Origin of the sequence: Rhizobacter sp. Root1238 (assembly GCF_001425825.1) — a bacterium.
In the GTDB taxonomy this organism is placed as follows: Bacteria; Pseudomonadota; Gammaproteobacteria; order Burkholderiales; family Burkholderiaceae_C; genus Rhizobacter.
Genome location: NZ_LMDM01000013.1, coordinates 13,390 through 29,058 on the forward strand (window position 1 = coordinate 13,390; position 15,669 = coordinate 29,058).

14 protein-coding genes are annotated in these 15,669 nt (G+C 66.6%); 3 read left to right on the forward strand and 11 right to left on the reverse strand.

The window, feature by feature from the left end; all coding sequences use genetic code 11:
* Positions 1 to 2 precede the first annotated feature (2 nt).
* The 3 genes from ASC98_RS12315 to ASC98_RS12325 all read right to left on the reverse strand — a co-directional run bounded on the left by ASC98_RS12315 (position 3) and on the right by ASC98_RS12325 (position 3,105).
* A complete protein-coding gene (locus ASC98_RS12315) occupies positions 3 to 2,147 on the reverse strand; it encodes a chemotaxis protein CheA (RefSeq protein ID WP_056802309.1) in 2,145 nt (714 codons plus the stop codon).
* A 67-nt stretch (positions 2,148 to 2,214) separates the two neighbouring features.
* Positions 2,215 to 2,577, reverse strand: coding sequence for a response regulator (locus ASC98_RS12320; protein WP_047511098.1), 363 nt, complete (start codon positions 2,575 to 2,577; stop codon positions 2,215 to 2,217).
* Positions 2,578 to 2,637: 60 nt separating this feature from the next.
* Positions 2,638 to 3,105: a hypothetical protein gene (locus tag ASC98_RS12325; protein WP_056802313.1), complete on the reverse strand. Its 468-nt coding sequence runs from the start codon at positions 3,103 to 3,105 to the stop codon at positions 2,638 to 2,640.
* A 200-nt stretch (positions 3,106 to 3,305) separates the two neighbouring features.
* Here ASC98_RS12325 and ASC98_RS12330 point away from each other — a divergent pair, with 200 nt between their 5' ends.
* Together ASC98_RS12330 and ASC98_RS12335 are read left to right on the forward strand one after the other, a co-directional pair.
* The gene (locus tag ASC98_RS12330) at positions 3,306 to 4,460 is read left to right on the forward strand and encodes a histidine kinase (RefSeq protein WP_056802315.1); all 1,155 of its coding nucleotides are present in this window, start codon (positions 3,306 to 3,308) and stop codon (positions 4,458 to 4,460) included.
* The gene (locus ASC98_RS12335; protein ID WP_056802318.1) at positions 4,460 to 5,101 is read left to right on the forward strand and encodes a response regulator transcription factor; all 642 of its coding nucleotides are present in this window, start codon (positions 4,460 to 4,462) and stop codon (positions 5,099 to 5,101) included. The genes ASC98_RS12330 and ASC98_RS12335 overlap by 1 nt, the downstream gene beginning before the upstream one ends.
* A gap of 630 nt (positions 5,102 to 5,731) precedes the next feature.
* On the opposite strand, the gene ASC98_RS12340 is transcribed toward ASC98_RS12335, so the two are convergent.
* From ASC98_RS12340 to ASC98_RS12375, 8 genes are all read right to left on the reverse strand, one after another.
* Positions 5,732 to 6,361 (reverse strand): protein phosphatase CheZ, encoded by a 630-nt coding sequence (locus ASC98_RS12340; protein ID WP_056802330.1) that lies wholly within the window; start codon positions 6,359 to 6,361, stop codon positions 5,732 to 5,734.
* A gap of 37 nt (positions 6,362 to 6,398) precedes the next feature.
* On the reverse strand, positions 6,399 to 6,791 hold the full coding sequence (gene cheY, locus ASC98_RS12345) for a chemotaxis response regulator CheY (RefSeq protein ID WP_047511116.1): 393 nt from the start codon (positions 6,789 to 6,791) through the stop codon (positions 6,399 to 6,401).
* A 69-nt stretch (positions 6,792 to 6,860) separates the two neighbouring features.
* Complete coding sequence (gene motB / locus ASC98_RS12350; protein ID WP_056802333.1) at positions 6,861 to 7,811, reverse strand: flagellar motor protein MotB; 951 nt, start codon at positions 7,809 to 7,811, stop codon at positions 6,861 to 6,863.
* The gene (gene motA / locus ASC98_RS12355; RefSeq protein WP_056802335.1) at positions 7,811 to 8,671 is read right to left on the reverse strand and encodes a flagellar motor stator protein MotA; all 861 of its coding nucleotides are present in this window, start codon (positions 8,669 to 8,671) and stop codon (positions 7,811 to 7,813) included. The genes motB and motA overlap by 1 nt, the downstream gene beginning before the upstream one ends.
* A gap of 788 nt (positions 8,672 to 9,459) precedes the next feature.
* Positions 9,460 to 9,999: a flagellar transcriptional regulator FlhC gene (gene flhC / locus ASC98_RS12360; protein WP_056802338.1), complete on the reverse strand. Its 540-nt coding sequence runs from the start codon at positions 9,997 to 9,999 to the stop codon at positions 9,460 to 9,462.
* A 47-nt stretch (positions 10,000 to 10,046) separates the two neighbouring features.
* Entirely contained in the window at positions 10,047 to 10,370 is a 324-nt protein-coding gene (gene flhD, locus ASC98_RS12365; RefSeq protein ID WP_056802340.1) for a flagellar transcriptional regulator FlhD, read from the reverse strand.
* 245 nt (positions 10,371 to 10,615) lie between these two features.
* Positions 10,616 to 12,118: a methyltransferase domain-containing protein gene (locus tag ASC98_RS12370; protein WP_056802341.1), complete on the reverse strand. Its 1,503-nt coding sequence runs from the start codon at positions 12,116 to 12,118 to the stop codon at positions 10,616 to 10,618.
* Positions 12,115 to 14,100 (reverse strand): glycosyltransferase family 41 protein, encoded by a 1,986-nt coding sequence (locus tag ASC98_RS12375; RefSeq protein ID WP_157598112.1) that lies wholly within the window; start codon positions 14,098 to 14,100, stop codon positions 12,115 to 12,117. Before ASC98_RS12375 ends, ASC98_RS12370 begins: the two co-directional genes overlap by 4 nt.
* Before the next feature lie 432 nt (positions 14,101 to 14,532).
* Here ASC98_RS12375 and ASC98_RS12380 point away from each other — a divergent pair, with 432 nt between their 5' ends.
* Positions 14,533 to 15,378: a flagellin domain-containing protein gene (locus tag ASC98_RS12380; RefSeq protein ID WP_056802345.1), complete on the forward strand. Its 846-nt coding sequence runs from the start codon at positions 14,533 to 14,535 to the stop codon at positions 15,376 to 15,378.
* The last annotated feature ends 291 nt before the right edge of the window (positions 15,379 to 15,669 follow it).

The window sequence follows — 15,669 nt, forward strand, 5'->3', positions numbered from 1 at the left end:
GCTCAGTGGCGCGAACGGCGCACCAGGCTGCCGACGTCCAGGATCAGCGCCACGCGACCGTCACCCATGATGGTGGCGCCCGACACGTCGTTGACCTTGCGGTAGTTGGCTTCGAGGTTCTTGACGACGACCTGCTGCTGTCCGAGCAGCTCGTCGACCAGCAGCGCGACGCGCCCGCCTTCGGCCTCGACCACCACCATGATCCCGCTGACGTGCTCGAAGTCGAAGCGCGGCACGTTGAAGACGTGCTCCATCTCCAGCACCGGCATGTACTCGTCGCGCACCTCGACCACGCGGCCGGAGCCGCCGATCGTCTTGACCATGTCGGGCTGCACCTGGAACGATTCGATCACCGACGACAGCGGGAGGATGTAGACCTCTTCGCCGACGCCCACCGACATGCCGTCCATGATGGCCAGCGTCAGCGGCAGGCGCACCGAGACGCGCATGCCGTAGCCTTCGGCCGAATCGATCTCGACGGTGCCGCCCAGCGCGGTGATGTTCTTCTTGACCACGTCCATGCCGACGCCGCGGCCGGAGACGTCGGTGACGACGTCGGCGGTCGAGAAGCCGGGCGCGAAGATCAGGCCCCACACCTCCTGGTCCGTCATCGAGTCGGGTGCCGGGATGCCGCGCTCGCGGGCCTTCTTCAGCAGCTTGTCGCGCGACAGGCCGCGGCCGTCGTCGCGCACCTCGATGACGATGGAGCCGCCCTGGTGGGACGCGCTCAGCGTGATGGTGCCGGTCTCGGGCTTGCCCTTGGCGACGCGGTCGGCCGGGGTCTCGATGCCGTGGTCGCAGCTGTTGCGCACCAGGTGGGTCAGCGGGTCGGTGATCTTCTCGACCAGGCCCTTGTCCAGTTCGGTGGCTTCGCCGAGCGTCACGAAGTCGACCTTCTTGCCGAGCTTGGCGGCCAGGTCGCGCAGCATGCGCGGGAAGCGGCTGAACACCATCGACATCGGGATCATGCGGATCGACATCACCGATTCCTGCAGATCGCGGGTGTTGCGGTCCAGGTCGGCCAGGCCGGAGGCCAGCTGCTGGTACAGCGCCGGGTCGAGCCCCTGGCTGTTCTGGGCCAGCATGGCCTGCGTGATCACGAGTTCGCCGACCAGGTTGATCAGCTGGTCGACCTTCTCGACCGAGACGCGCAGCGTCGACGCCTCGACCGCGGCGGCCGGGGCCTTCTCGGCCTTGGGCGCGGGCTTTGCGACCGGCTTGGCCGACTCGACCGGCGTGCCGGCGTCGTCGGCCGGCGCCGCATCGGCGGCCGGTGCCGCGACGGCATTCGGTGCGCCCGGGGCGTCGTCGAAGAAGCCGTAGCCGAGGTCGGCCTCGCTGGGCGCGGCGGCCGCCGGGGCGCCCGGGGCGCCGTCGTGGAAGCCGTAGCCCGGGCCGAGCGGCAGCAGCGTGACCTGCTCGCGTGCCACGTGGAAGGTGAACAGGTCCAGCAGGTCGCTGTCGGTGCTGGTCGTGCAGATCTTGAAACGGCGCATGCCGTCGGCCGACATGCCGTTGTCCAGCGGCTCGATGGTGCCGAGGTCGGTGATTTCCTTGAACAGCTCGACCAGGTTGTCGGCGTCCGCCAGGTTCTTCAGCGGACCGACGCGCAGCTCCAGCACGCGTGCATGGTTGGGCGCCGACGGCGCGGGCATCGCCGACGCCGGCGCAGCCGCCTTCGGCTTCTCGGCCGGGGCGGTGGGTGCCGCGGTCGCGACGGGCGCTTCGCCGGCCACCATCGCGCGGATGTTGAACAGCAGCTCGGTCGTGTCCAGCTCGTCGCCGCCGTTGCCCTGGTGGCGTGCCAGCTGGGCGCGCAGCGCGTCGCCCGATTGCAGCAGCACGTCGACCATCGGCGCGGTCGGGGTCAGTTCATGGCGGCGCAGCTTGTCCAGCAGCGTCTCCATCTGGTGGGTCAGCTCGGCGACATCGGAGAAGCCGAAGGTCGCGGCGCCGCCCTTGATCGAGTGCGCGCAACGGAAGATCGCGTTGAGCTCCTCGTCGTCGGCCGACTCGATGTCGAGGTCGAGCAGCAGCTTCTCCATGCGGTCGAGGTTCTCGCCCGCTTCTTCGAAGAAGACCTGATAGAACTGGCTCAGGTCGATGCCGGCGCTCAGCTGAGAGCCCTCGGAGGTCATCTCGCCCATGGCGTGCTCCTGGATGGATGTCGTTATGTTGTCGGTGGCGGAGAAGTCGGGCGCGAGCGCGGGGCGCTCAGCGCACGACCTTCTTGATGACTTCGATCAGCTTGGCCGGATCGAACGGCTTGACCAGCCAGCCGGTGGCACCGGCGCTGCGGCCGGCCTGCTTCATCTGGTCGCTCGACTCGGTGGTCAGGATCAGGATCGGCGTGCTCTTGAACTTCGGGTTGTCGCGCAGCTTCTTCGTCAGGCTGATGCCGTCCATGCGGGGCATGTTCTGGTCGGTCAGCACGAGGTCGAAGTCGCGGCCGCTGGTCTTCTCGTACGCGTCCTGGCCGTCGACGGCCTCGACGACGTTGTAGCCGGCGCTCTTCAGCGTGAAGGACACCATCTGGCGCATGGAGGCCGAATCGTCGACCGCGAGGATGGAATGCATGGGTTTCTCCGGATTTCTCGAAAACTGTTTCGGTAGGTGGACTGGAGTCTTGAGGGCGGCCTAGAACAACTCGATGGATCCGACGTCCATCTCGGCCTGGGTCACCGGGTTGGGTCGCAGCGGGGCTTCCTCGACCACGGTCTCACCGTCTTCGTCATCCGCGAAGGCCTCGCGGGCCAGCCGGTCGACGCAGCTGCGCAACCGGCGGTTGGTGTGGTGGATCAGCTGGGACGCCATGTCCTGGAACTGCAGCGCGGTGACCGCGCCGCCCAGGTCCTGCATGACGCCGCTGAACACTTCGTCGCTTTCTTCGCCCGAGTGGGGGCGTTCGCGCAGCGTGCGGATCTGCTCCGAGGCGCCGTAGAAGCGCTGCATCAGCGTGTCGCAGGCGTCGGCCAGCAGGGTCTGAAGGCGTTCCAGATCGTTGGTGGCCGACATCAGGTGGTCCTGCAGGTCGGCGGCGGCGAGCAATGCCATGCCCGCGGGGGCGGGTGGCATGCCGGCATCGTTGGCGTCGTTCATCTGCATCCAAATCTCCGCTCGAAAGTGAGGGATCGGGCGCTGTGCAGGGGAGCTCCTGCGCAGGGCGTGCTATCTGTCTGGCATTTTCGGCAGGGGACGGGAAAGCATTAGCTCAATCACCGGTGAAAAGTGCTGCCAATTCGAATGGCGGTCGCGAGCGTGCGAAGTTGGCACCCGCGCGCCGGTTGCTTGGCATACTGCGAGCCATGTCTCCGCCTCTGTCCGAGCAGCGCCTGCGACTCCTGCACCTGGAGGACTCCGAGCTTGACCACCACCTGACGCTGGCCCACCTGCGCCGCGGCGGGCTCGACGTCGACGCGATCCGGGTCGATTCGGAGCTCGAATTCCTGCAGGCGCTGGAGCCGTCGCAGGAGTGGGACATTATCGTGTCCGACTACAACCTGCCGGGCTTTTCGGGCCTGGTGGCGCTCGACCTGCTGAAGGCGAGCGGGCGCAGCATCCCGTTCATCCTGGTGTCCGGCGAGATCGGCGAAGACACCGCGGTCGAGGCGATGCGCAACGGCGCCAGCGACTACCTGCTGAAGAACAACCTGGCGCGGCTGGTGCCGGCGCTGCTGCATGCGGTCGAGGCGCACGAGCTGCTGCTGGCGCGCCAGCGCGCCGACCGCGAGCTGGGCGAGCAGAAGCAGCGGGTGCACGAGCTCGCGCAGCACCTGCAGACCAGCGTCGAGTCGGAGCGGGCGGCGATCGCGCGCGAGATCCACGACGACGTCGGCGGTTCGTTGACGGCGCTGAAGTTCGACCTGGCCTGGATTGCGCGGCATTCCGATTCGCCGGAGGTGCTGGCGCGGGTCAATTCGGCGCTCGAGACGGTGAGCCATGCGATCGAGGCGAGCCAGCGGGTGATGCACAACCTGCGGCCGGCGATCCTGGAGCAGGGCCTGGTGGCCGCGCTGCAGTGGATGGCGAGCCGTTTCGAGAAGCGCACCGGCGTGACCTGCGAGTTCCGCAGCCGCTACGACCATCTGACCTTGCCGGCCGGCGTGCCGCTGGTGGCGTACCGCACGGCGCAGGAGGCACTGACCAACGTGACCAAGCATGCGCACGCGAGCCACGTGCAGATCGACCTGACGCTTGCCGGCGGGGTGCTGTCGCTCGAGATCAGCGACAACGGCCGCGGCCTGAACCAGGACGACCTCGCGAAAGCGCGTTCGTTCGGCATCCGCGGGCTGCACGAGCGGGCCGGCACGGTGGGCGGCTGGGTGGACCTGAGCAGCGGGCCGGCGGGAACGACGCTGATCCTGTCGGTGCCGCTCGAGATGATGTCCGACGAGCTGGATTTCGAGATCGCCGAGGAGCCGTCGGCGCCATACGACCCGACGGTGTGGGGGAACATCTGATGATCAAAGTGATCCTGTGCGACGACCATGCGCTGATCCGGCGCGGCATCCGCGACACCTTGTCGGACGCCCCCGACATCGAGGTGATCGGCGAGGCCGGCGACTACACCGAGCTGCGTTCGCTGCTGCGCACGACGGGCGGCTGCGACGTGCTGGTGCTCGACATCAACCTGCCGGGCCGCAGCGGGCTGGACGTGCTGCACGTGTTGAAGGACGAGGGTTCGACGATGCGGGTGCTGGTGGTGTCGATGTACCCCGAGGACCAGTACGCGATCCGCGCCTTGCGGGCGGGCGCGTTCGGCTATGTGAACAAGGGCGGCGACCCGGCGACCATCGTGGCCGCGGTGCGCACGGTGGGGCAGGGCCGCAAGTACGTGACGCCCGAGATCGCGCAGATGCTGGTCGAGAGCCTGACGACGCCGTCGAGCGAGGCGGCGCACGAGAAGTTGTCCGACCGGGAATTGCAGACGCTGGTGATGATTGCGTCGGGCAAGCGGCTGTCGGACATCGCGGAGGAACTGATGCTCAGTCCGAAGACGGTGAGCGTGTATCGCGCGCGTGTCTTGGAGAAGCTCGGCCTCTCGAATAACTCGGAGATGACGGTTTATGCGATCCGCAACGGGCTGGTCGGGAGTGAGTGAGACTCCCGGGCTCACCCCTGCGGGGGGGCTTTGTTCTTCTCACTGCGTGAGGCGGCGCCGGGTCTCGCCCCGGCGGGCGAGTCACTTTCATTTGCTGGCTCAAATGAAAGTAACCAAAGCAAAGAGCCTCAACACACACCATACGGTTCGTTCTGGCCCGCTGCGGACAACACTGCCACTCGGCTGCACATCCCCGTTCGCTGGGATTGTTGTTCTCCCGCGCCACTCGACTCGCGCTCGTCGCTTCGTCTCGCCCCCGCGACCGCCGCGTCATCCTGGCGAAGCGCAGCGAGCCGGGTGGAGAAGAACGGCCAACAATCCCAGCGAAGGTGGAGCCCTAGCCGAAGTGGCCGTGTTGTCCGCAGCGAGTCAGAACGAACCGTATGGTGTGTGTTCAAGCCCTTTGCTTTGGTTACTTTCATTTGGGCTCAAATGAAAGTGACTCGCCCGCCGGGGCGAGACCGTATGGTGTGTGTTCAAGCCCTTTGCTTTGGTTACTTTCATTTGGGCTCAAATGAAAGTGACTCGCCCGCCGGGGCGAGACCCGGCAGCAGCCTCACGCAGTCAGAAGAAGCCCTCCGGCAGCGAGAAAGAGCCCTCGCGCAGCGAGTCCCCGAACCGGGACGAGGTTCAGAACCCGAGACTGGCGAGAAGGTCGTCGACCTCCCCCTGGTTCGCGACCACGTCCGTGCGCCCCTCGGGGTTCACGACCGGCCCGTTCAGGATGGAAGACTCCACCTTCTGCACCTGCTCCGGCGGCGCCGCCTGCACCAGCAGCTTGACCAGGCTGTCTTCCAGGTCCGACGCCAGCGCGACGACCTTGGCCACCACCTGGCCCGTCAGGTCATGGAAATCCTGCGCCATCATGATGTCGGTCAGGTGCAGGTCGATGCGCGCCGTGGCGGCCTCGACGTCACCGACGAAATTCATCACCGAGCCCGAGGCCACCGCCTTCACCGGGTCGGCCACGATGGCCGCCGCCAGCCGGCGCGTCTCGGAGGCGATGTGCCCATGCTCCAGCTTGGCCTGGTCGACCGAATTCAGCACCTTGTTGGCCGCGGCGCCGGTCTTCTCGGCGATGTAGTTCAGGCGGCTGCGCGCGTCGGGCAGGTTGTCGGCCGCGGTCCGCAGCTTGGGCATCACGCCCAGCTGCATCAGCGTGTCATGCAACTGGCGCGTGATCGCGCCGAGCTGCTGGAAGACCTCGGGCGAGGCCGCAGGCACCGTCGGGGCCAGCGTGGCCATCGTGTCCATCTTCATGGTGTGTTCCCTTGTACGTCGGGGGGCTGGTTCGGCATCAGGCCGCAGTGGCCAGCTTCTGCATGATCTTCTGGACTTTTTCTTCCAGCGTCGCCTTCGTGAAAGGCTTGACGATGTAGCCGGCCGCGCCGTCCTGCGCCGCCCGCACGATGTCTTCCTTGCGCGCCTCGGCGGTCACCATCAGCACCGGCAGGTGCTTCAGGCTCGCATCGGCCTTCACCGCCGACAGCAGCTCGAAGCCGTTCATGTTCGGCATGTTGATGTCGCTGACGACGAAGTCGAACTTCGCGTTCTTCAGCATGTTCAGCGCCACCGCGCCATCCTCGGCCTCTTCGGCGTTGTTGTAGCCGATCTCCTTCAGCAGACCGCGCACGATGCGGCGCATGGTCGAGAAGTCGTCGACGATCAGGAATTTCAAATCGGTGCTCATGAGAGTCCTCGCTGGGTCGCTTGGGGCGGTGGGTACGGGGTGGAGCCTGGAAACGGCTGCTTGCGGCAGTTATCGGGCAGTGGCGGCGGAAGTTGAGGGCGGCGTCGCCGCCCCCTCGGCGGCCGGTGCCTCGGGCTCCGGCATCAAGGGCGTGGTCTGGAAGAATCGGTCCTCCGCCTCGCGGTTCATCACGATGATGCTGATGCGCCGGTTGGTCGGGCTCAACGGGTCGTTGCGGTCGAACAGCGCGCTCGACGCGAGGCCCTGCACCCGCAGCATGCGGTCTTCGGGCAATCCGCCCAGCAGCAGTTCGCGGCGCGATGCATTGGCCCGGTCCGACGACAACTCCCAGTTGCTGTAGCCGCGCTCGCCGCCGCCGAACGGCGCGGCGTCGGTGTGGCCTTCGAGCGTCAACCGGTTCGGCACCTCGGCCAGCACGCCGCCGATCTCCTGCAGCAATTCGCGCATGTAGGGTTTGACGAGGGCGCTGCCGCTGTCGAACATCGGCCGGTTCTGGTCGTCGACGATCTGGATGCGCAGGCCGTCGGGCGTCATGTCGAGCCGGATCTGCGATTTGAGCGCCGCCAGCTTCGGATTGCCGGCCAGCACGTCTTCGACATGCTGCTTCAGCGCCTGCAGGCGCTGGGCCTCGGCCTGGCGCTGCTCGGCCTTGACCGCAGCCAGGTTGATGGTGCTGCGCGACGCGTTGTCGCCGCGCTTGACCTGGCCGCCGCTGCGGGTCAGGTCGGTGCCGCCGCCCTTGATCACGTGCGACGAATCGCCCGAGCCGCTGCCGCCGCTCAGCAGCGCCACCTTCAGCGGCGCCTGGAAGTAGTCGGCGATGCCCTTCTTGTCGCCTTCGGTGGTCGAGCCGAGCAGCCACATCAGCAGGAAGAACGCCATCATTGCCGTGACGAAGTCGGCGTACGCGATCTTCCACGCGCCGCCATGGGCGCCGTGGCCGCCCTTCTTGACGCGCTTGATGATGATCGGCTGCAGCTTCTTCGAATCGCCGGCCATTATTTCTTGCCTTTCACATGGCCTTCGAGCTCAGCAAAGGTCGGGCGGTCGGCCGAATACAGCACCTTGCGGCCGAACTCCACCGCCACTTGCGGCGCATAGCCCTGCATGCTCGCGAGCAGCGTGGTCTTGATGCACTGCAGCTCCTTGCCGTTCTCGTCGTTCTTCTGTTCCATCAGCCCGGCCAGCGGCTCGGCGACCGCATAGGCCAGCAGGATGCCGAGGAAGGTGCCGACCAGCGCCGAGCCGATCATGCCGCCGAGGATCGCCGGCGGCTGGCCGACCGAGCCCATCGTGTTCACGACGCCGAGCACGGCGGCGACGATGCCGAACGCCGGCAGCGCGCCGGCCAGCCGGGCGATCGCCGCGGCGGGCGCATGCGCCTCGTGGTGGTGGGTGTCGATCTCGCTGTCCATCAGGCTTTCGATCTCGTGGGCATTCAGGTTGCCCGAGACCATCATGCGCAGGTAGTCGGTGATGAACTCGACCACGTGGTGGTCGTTGCCCACCGTCGCGTATTTCTTGAAGAGGGCCGATTCGTGCGGGCGTTCGACGTCGTTCTCGATCGACATCAGTCCTTCCTTGCGCGCCTTCTGCAGGATGTCGTAGAGCAGCGCGAGCAGCTCCATGTAGCGGGCTTTCGAATACTTCGAACCCTTCAGCAGCGTCGGCAGCGCGGCCAGCGTCGCCTTCAGCACCTTCGGCTGGTTGTTCACGACGAACGCGCCGAGCGCGCCGCCCAGGATCGCCATCAGCTCGGTCGGCAGCGCGTGGATGATGACGCCCAGGTTGCCGCCGTGCAGCACGTAGGCACCGAAGATGCACCCGAGGGCAACCGCGTAACCGATGAGGACGAACATGTTCCAGGTGTTCCGTGTGGGTGGGGAGCACGCCCTGTCCAGCGCATGTCTCGGACCGTTATCGGCCCTGACCCCAGTCACTTGAGTGTCGGGGGGGTGGGGGGGCGGCAATCGCTCGAACAGCGCTGGAAAAGAGATTCCTTCTCGCTGCGCGAGGCCTAGTGTTCTTCTCACTGCGTGAGGCGGCGCCGGGTCTCGCCCCGGCAGGCGAGTCACTTTCTTTGTCTTGCCAAAGAAAGTAACCAAAGAAGGCGCTTGAACCCGAACACCATACGGTTCGTTCTGACTCGCTGCGGACAACACGGCCACGCCGCAGGTGATCCGCCTTGACTGGGATTGTTGGCCGTTCTTCTCCACCCGGCTCGCTGCGCTTCGCCCAGACGACGCGGCGGTCGTGGGGGCGAGACGAAGCGACGAGCGCGAGTCGAGTGGCGCGGGAGAACAACAATCCCGACGAACGGGGATGTGCAGCCGAGTGGCAGTGTTGTCCGCAGCGAGACTGAACGAACCGTATGGTGTGTGTTGAGGCCCTTTGCTTTGGTTACTTTCATTTGGGCTCAAATGAAAGTGACTCGCCCGCCGGGGCGAGACCCGGCAGCAGCCTCACGCAGAGCAAACCCGCCGACCAAAAGAAAACGGACCCCGAAGGATCCGTTGAAAGCACTTTTCAGCGCCAGGAGGAGATCAAGAAAACAAAAGTCGCTAACTCACACTACCCAGGGAAAAACAGAAATCGTTGAGAGCTTTATCGACGGTCCACCGCTCGACTTGAGGGCGTCTGCCGTCTTTCAGTGCATCTGGATGCCGCCGGTGGCCTTGCCCTTGCCGGCACGCGCCGGCGGGTTGCACAGGCCGCACACGTAATGCTTCGAAATCTCGTGCGGGTGGCTGACGAAATGGCCGCCGCACTTCGAGCACTTGGTCATCGTCAGCATGCCGTTGTCGACGAACTTGACCAGGCGCCACGCGCGGGTCACCGAGAGCAGCGCTTCCAGGCCCTGCGCCTGCGTCTGCTCGGAGTACAGCTGGTAAGCCTTGATGACGACGTCGATCTCGTCCATCACGGCCACCTTGTTCAGGTATTCGTGGATGTTCAGGAACAGAGAGGCATGAATGTTCGGCTGCCAGGTCATGAACCAGTCGGTGGAGAAGGGCAGCTGGCCCTTGCTCGGCGACTTGCCGGAGACTTCCTTGTACAGGCGCAGCAGGCGCTCGTAGGACAGATCGGTTTCCGATTCCAGCACCTGCAGGCGGGCGCCCAGGTTGATCAGCGTCACGGCGCGCTCGATCTGCTTGGCTTCGGTCAGGATGCTCTTGGTGCGGGTCATGTCTCTCTCCTTGATTTTTAATGTGGCGGCTGCGGCGGTCGCTGGATTCAGGCGGCTTCGTGGTGGCGGCCGGCCATCAGGATGCTGGCGTGCAGGCGGCTCGTCGTGTCGTTCGACGCGGTCTTGCCGTGGTTGGTCAACAAGCCCCAGACCAGGTCGTCGTCCATGCGGAAGCGGCACAGCAGCGTGTTGCTGGCAGCCACCTTCATCATCTGCGCCGGGGTCAGCAGGCCGATCAGCGATGCGCTTTCGTCGGTGATGCCCAGGCGGTACAGGGCTTGTTCGCGGTCGCTGCGGATCAGGCTCTGGGCCAGCATCAGGTACGACAGGTTGGCTTCACGGATCTCGGTCAGGATTTGGTCGGCGTTCATGTCTCGTTCCTCTGTGTGTGTTGCGGTTTGCTTGCTACTTGTCTCAACGTGGAACGGATTGTGAAGAAGCAAGATGGACCCAAACATCAGGTCAGTTCTGTGGCTTGAGTCCAGCTTCTTCCATCACCCTTGTCAGGCAAATTCCTACACGGCTGCCAGGGAAGCTGACGCGCGCACGCAAGTGCTTGTCGCCAAACGAAAAAAAGACCGACAGGGCGGTCTTTTCGGTCGTGGGGAGGGCTCTTTCAGGCCGCGATGGCTGCCAGATCCGCCGCATAGGCGTCGGACATGTCGTCCGGCAGCGCGAAATCGGCCCGCATCACCCGGGCGGTGGTGCGCTCGCGCAGCGAGGTTTCCACCTTGGCCAGCACGACGCGCATGAAGGCGGCGCGCTCCTTCGGGCATTCGCGCAGCGCATCGTCGAGGTAGTGGAACTGCGCCAGCTGGAAGCGGTGTTCGAACCAGCCGAGGTACCAGAACCAGTCGGTGTAGTAGAGCCACGACTTCTCGTTCAGCGCGCGCAGGTGAGTCGGGTCCTGCCAGGCGGTCGCCGCGTGTTCGTACGGCACCTCGATGATGAACTGGCCGCCGGTCTTCAGCAGCGCCAGGCAGTTGCCCATCAGCGTCGGCAGGTCGGGCACGTGCTCGAGCACGTTGTTCGCGAAGATCAGGTCGACGCTGCCGGCGTCCAGTTGCATCTCACCGCCGTACGACGAGCTCGCGCGGTGCGGCCACTGCACCGGCTGGCCGAGGTCGAGCACCAGGTCGGGCTGGGCGCGCTCGAGGATGTCGACGTTCAGCCAGCCCGGTTTGTAGTCCTTGCCCGAGCCGAGGTTGATGCGCGTGGGCTTCCACGGCTCCTGCGGCCGGCGCTCCTGGTGCACGCGGGCGTAGCCGGCGGCGAACGCGAGGATGTCGGCATAGGCTTCGATCGGCTCGGCCGCCTCGAAGCGCTGCACCTGCGCGCGCGCCTGCTCGAAGAACGCCGGCGTGCCGAAGTGCTGGCCGAACACCGCCTCGAGGCTGGACTCGTCGAACCAGCCGACGCAATCTTCGAAGGCCTCGTGCGGGCGGGTCTGCGGCCGGCGCTCGGACAGCACCGGCGTGCCCAGCGACAGGCAGTGCGACACGCGCGCCTGCTCGAAGCGGCTGGTCGGGTAGAAGTGCAGGTTGACCACGGCCTTGGCCTGCAGGATCACCTGGTCGCGCTCCGGGCCGTACAGCGGCTGGTCGAACTGCGCGATGCGGCGGCCGGTGGCCTCGATGCGTTTCAGCAGGTCGAGCCGGCGCTGGTTCATGCTGCCGATGAACAGCAGGTCGATCGGGCGCTCTTCCAGCGGCAGCGTCTGCGCCGGCTTCAGGTAGGGCGCGAACAGCAGCGGGAACACCGGCACGTCGTCGGCATGGGCGGTGTACGCGGCGATGTTGTCGGCGTCGTACTCGACCACCGCCGAGCCGGCCAGCAGCTTCAGGTAGTCGTCGCCGACCGGCGCGCCGTCGCGGCCGAGCTGCTCCAGGTTCACGAACACGCAGGTGTGGCGCTCGCGCAGCGCGGCGTCGAAGCCGAGGTGCGCGCCGAACACGAAGTTGACCGCGTCATGGCGCAGCCGGTTCTTCGCGAGGCTCACCTCGGCGCCCATGCGGCGGAACTGGTGGCGGAAGTAGCGCGCCTGGTCGAGGAAGCCGAGCGAATGCACGTAGCCCGCGGGCTGGACGATGCACAGGTGGATGTCGGGCAGGTCGTTCATGCAGGCGCTCCTTCAGGGGTTTCGTCGGCGAGGACGATGTGGTCGGGCGGCAGCCCGTGCGACCAGCGCTCGGCCGCTGCCCACAGCAGGCAGCCGAAGTCGCGGGTCCAGGTCTCGCTGTCGAACAGCGGGGCGGTGTCGCGGGCTGCCACCAGGTGCTGGCGCAGGGCCTGGCGCGCCGGGGCGTCGCCGGCCAGTTCGACGATGCGGGCTTCGTAGTCGGCCACCGTCGTGCAGGCCAGTTGCGGCAGGCCGACGGCGTCAAGCAGGCTGGCGGCCACGCGCGAGGCGAAAGTCTGGCCGGCGTACGTGACGACCGGCACGCCGGCCCACAGCGCGTCGCTGGCGGTGGTGTGGCCGTTGCAGGGCCAGGTGTCGATGAACAGGTCGGCCAGCGCGAGGCGGCTCAGGTGCTCGCGCAACCCGATCTTCGGCGCGAACACCAGGCGCTGCGGGTCGATGCCGCGCGCGGCGGCCTCGGCGCGCAGCTGCGCCGGCGAGTGGTCGTTCCATTGCAGCAGCCACAGCACGGCGTTCGGCAGGCGCTGCAGCAGGCGGCACCAGACATCGAAGACCTCGGGCGACAGCTTGAACGGCTGGTTGAAGCCGCACAGCACCAGTGCGCCTTCCGGCAGGCCGGCCTGCGCGCGGCCGTACGGGCCGGGCAGCGGGCGCTGCCGGTCGTTCGGCTGGTAGCAGCCGGGCATCAACGCGAGCTTCTCGCTGAAGTGCGCCGCGTGCGCGAGCGGCGAGACGATCGCATCGCCGACGAAGTAGTCGATGCCGTCGGCCGGCGTCGCGCCGGTCGTGCCGGGGAAGCCGAGGAAACTGAGCTGCACCGGCGCCGCACGGTGGCCGAAGATCGCGAGCCGCGCGTCGCGGGTGTGGCCCTTCAGGTCGACCAGCACGTCGACCTCGTCGTGCCGCACCTGCTGCGCGACCTCCAGGTCGCTGCGCCGGGCCACGTCGACGAAGCGGTCGGCGGCCGCGCGCAGGCGCGCCCGCATCGGGCTGCCGTCGTCCGGGCCGTGTGAATACAACGTGATGTCGAAGCGGCTGCGGTCGAGCTTCTCGAACACCTCGGCCATCAGGATCGCGGTGGCATGCTGGTGGAAGTCGGCCGAGACGAAGCCGACCCGCAGACGTGCGGGCAGCGGGCGCGGCGCCACCGGCGCGAAAGCCTCGACGCGGCGCGTCTGGAAGCGCCAGCACGAGCGCGCGACGCGGCGCTGCGCGTCCGGGTCGTCGGTCACCGTGACCTGCGCGAACACCGACGCCCAGCTCGCCGCGTCGTCCGGCAGCGCCGCGGCAAGCCGCTGCAGCGCAGCCACGTCGGCCTGCGCGTTCTGCCAGCGGCACAGCTCGCGCTCGACGAACGCCAGCAGCCCTTGCGCGGCCAGGTCGCCGCCGCCCAGGCCGAGGATCAGCGCGGTGCGGAAGCATTCGGTCGCTTCCTGCTTCATGCCCAGCGCGTTGAACGACAGGCCGAGGCGGTAATGCGACAGCGCGTGGTCGACATTGCGCGACAGCGCCTCGAACAGCGCGGCGATCGCCGCCTGGTGCTGCCCGGCGTTGAACAGCGCCTCGCCGAGGTTCTGGTAGTACTCGGCGTTGCGCGGTGTCTGGTTGGGCTGCTGCTGCAGGCAATTCGCGGCCTCCAGGTAGCGGTGCTGCGCGCTCAGGCAGTCGGCCACGATCATGCGTGCCAGCGCATCGTCGGGCTTCAGCGCGAGCGCCGACTGCGCGCTCTGCAGCGCCTTGTCGTGCGCGCCGTTCTTCATTTGCGCGCGGGCCAGGTTGAGCAGGTAGACGGTGTCGCGCGGGTTGCGTTCGCTCGCGCGGTGGAAGGCGTGCTCGGCCTTCGCCCAATCGCCCGCCTTCGCGTGGACCAGGCCCTCTTCCCAATCGCGCTGCGCGGTCCGCGCGAACGGCGGCATGAGGGCAGGGCGGGTCTTGGGGGGCTTGTGGGCTTTGGTGTGCATCGTGATGGCGCGCGTGGGCACGCCCCAGGAAAGGGTGCCTGAAATTCTAGGAAGTAGCCCGTCGGCGAAGCGCCGGAGATGCACCGCAGATGCCCGCCAGTTCGCTGCTTGACACACTCTGAAACGTCTTCACGGACCCTCAAGTTCCGGCCGCGAATGCAGATAGAAGGCGGGTTCCGCCCCCTTTGTTCGGGGGATCCCGCAGAAATTTTGGAAGCACGGACTCAAGTCCCGAAAGTGGCGGTCCGATAAAGCCTCCAACGGCGACGCAACAACGGCGCCGGGGTCCGGCAGACCAGCCGGGCGCAGCAAGCGGCACACCACGGTGTGCCGCCGTTTAGGCAGAAAAGGATCGAAGGTAGATACCCATCTGCCGAGGCAATGCCGGCGCTCCTGCCGGGTCTCAGTTCAACCGTTATTGGAGTATTTCAAATGAGCATGTCAGTCAACACCAACGTCACGTCGCTGAACGCACAACGCAATCTGTCGACGACCCAGAACGCGCTGTCCACCTCGATGCAGCGCCTGTCTTCCGGCCTGCGCGTCAACAGCGCCAAGGACGACGCCGCCGGCCTGGCGATCTCGGAGCGCATGGGCGCCCAGGTCCGTGGCATGAACGTCGCGATCCGCAATGCCAACGACGGCATCTCGCTGGCGCAGACCGCTGAAGGCGCGCTGGGCAAGGTCGGCGATTCGCTGCAACGCATGCGTGAACTCGCCGTGCAAGCCCGTAACGGCACCAACGGATCCAGCGACAAGGATTCCCTGAACAAGGAATTCCAGCAGCTGTCGTCGGAAATCACCCGCGTCCTGGGCGGCACCACCTTCAACGGCATCTCGATCATCGGCGCCAGCGCCGGTGCCAAGGACTTCCAGATCGGTGCCAACACCACGACCAACGACGTCATCACCGTGACGACGACCGACATGACGGCCGATGCCAGCATCACTGCCGTGACGGCCAGCACCGTGGTCATCGACAGCACGACCGACTCGGCCGCGCTGAAGACCGTGATCGACAACATCGACGGCGCGATCGACAAGGTCAACAGCGAGCGCGCCATGTACGGTGCGGCGCAGAACCGCTTCGACTCGGTGATCTCGAACCTGCAGACCTCGGTCGAGAACCAGTCGGCCGCCAAGAGCCGCATCACGGATGCCGACTTCGCGTCTGAAACGTCGAACCTGTCGCGTGCCCAGATCCTGCAACAGGCCGGCACGGCGATGGTGGCGCAAGCCAACCAGCTGCCCCAGCAAGTGCTGTCGCTGCTGAAGTAAGCCGCCAGGCTCGCTTCTGAAGGCCCCGCCCGGGAAACCGGGCGGGGCCTTTTCGTTTGGCGGATGAAAAGGCGGGTCAGACCGGCTCATTTCGCGGTTTAGCCCGACTCCAGTTCTCGGAACAATCACTTCCACAGGTTCCTCGCCCGGGATCTGCGGTCCGGATCCACTGAAGGATGCTGACGGGGCGGTGTGCAACAGCACACCTTTCATGTCGGTGGCCAACGGTGATTCGCGCCGGGTCTGACGCAGGGCATGTCCCCCCCTGCGGCAAGCGCCGGCGCATTTCGC

What these genes read in the sequence shown, in the direction of transcription:
- flhD (WP_056802340.1), bottom strand. Translation starts at nt 10,370, where the DNA reads ATGAACGCCGACCAAATCCTGACCGAGATCCGTGAAGCCAACCTGTCG.
- motB (WP_056802333.1), bottom strand. Translation starts at nt 7,811, where the DNA reads ATGGCCGGCGATTCGAAGAAGCTGCAGCCGATCATCATCAAGCGCGTC.
- ASC98_RS12380 (WP_056802345.1), top strand. Translation starts at nt 14,533, where the DNA reads ATGAGCATGTCAGTCAACACCAACGTCACGTCGCTGAACGCACAACGC.
- motA (WP_056802335.1), bottom strand. Translation starts at nt 8,671, where the DNA reads ATGTTCGTCCTCATCGGTTACGCGGTTGCCCTCGGGTGCATCTTCGGT.
- ASC98_RS12335 (WP_056802318.1), top strand. Translation starts at nt 4,460, where the DNA reads ATGATCAAAGTGATCCTGTGCGACGACCATGCGCTGATCCGGCGCGGC.
- ASC98_RS12340 (WP_056802330.1), bottom strand. Translation starts at nt 6,361, where the DNA reads ATGAAGATGGACACGATGGCCACGCTGGCCCCGACGGTGCCTGCGGCC.
- ASC98_RS12375 (WP_157598112.1), bottom strand. Translation starts at nt 14,100, where the DNA reads ATGCACACCAAAGCCCACAAGCCCCCCAAGACCCGCCCTGCCCTCATG.
- flhC (WP_056802338.1), bottom strand. Translation starts at nt 9,999, where the DNA reads ATGACCCGCACCAAGAGCATCCTGACCGAAGCCAAGCAGATCGAGCGC.
- ASC98_RS12330 (WP_056802315.1), top strand. Translation starts at nt 3,306, where the DNA reads ATGTCTCCGCCTCTGTCCGAGCAGCGCCTGCGACTCCTGCACCTGGAG.
- ASC98_RS12315 (WP_056802309.1), bottom strand. Translation starts at nt 2,147, where the DNA reads ATGGGCGAGATGACCTCCGAGGGCTCTCAGCTGAGCGCCGGCATCGAC.
- ASC98_RS12370 (WP_056802341.1), bottom strand. Translation starts at nt 12,118, where the DNA reads ATGAACGACCTGCCCGACATCCACCTGTGCATCGTCCAGCCCGCGGGC.
- ASC98_RS12320 (WP_047511098.1), bottom strand. Translation starts at nt 2,577, where the DNA reads ATGCATTCCATCCTCGCGGTCGACGATTCGGCCTCCATGCGCCAGATG.
- cheY (WP_047511116.1), bottom strand. Translation starts at nt 6,791, where the DNA reads ATGAGCACCGATTTGAAATTCCTGATCGTCGACGACTTCTCGACCATG.
- ASC98_RS12325 (WP_056802313.1), bottom strand. Translation starts at nt 3,105, where the DNA reads ATGCAGATGAACGACGCCAACGATGCCGGCATGCCACCCGCCCCCGCG.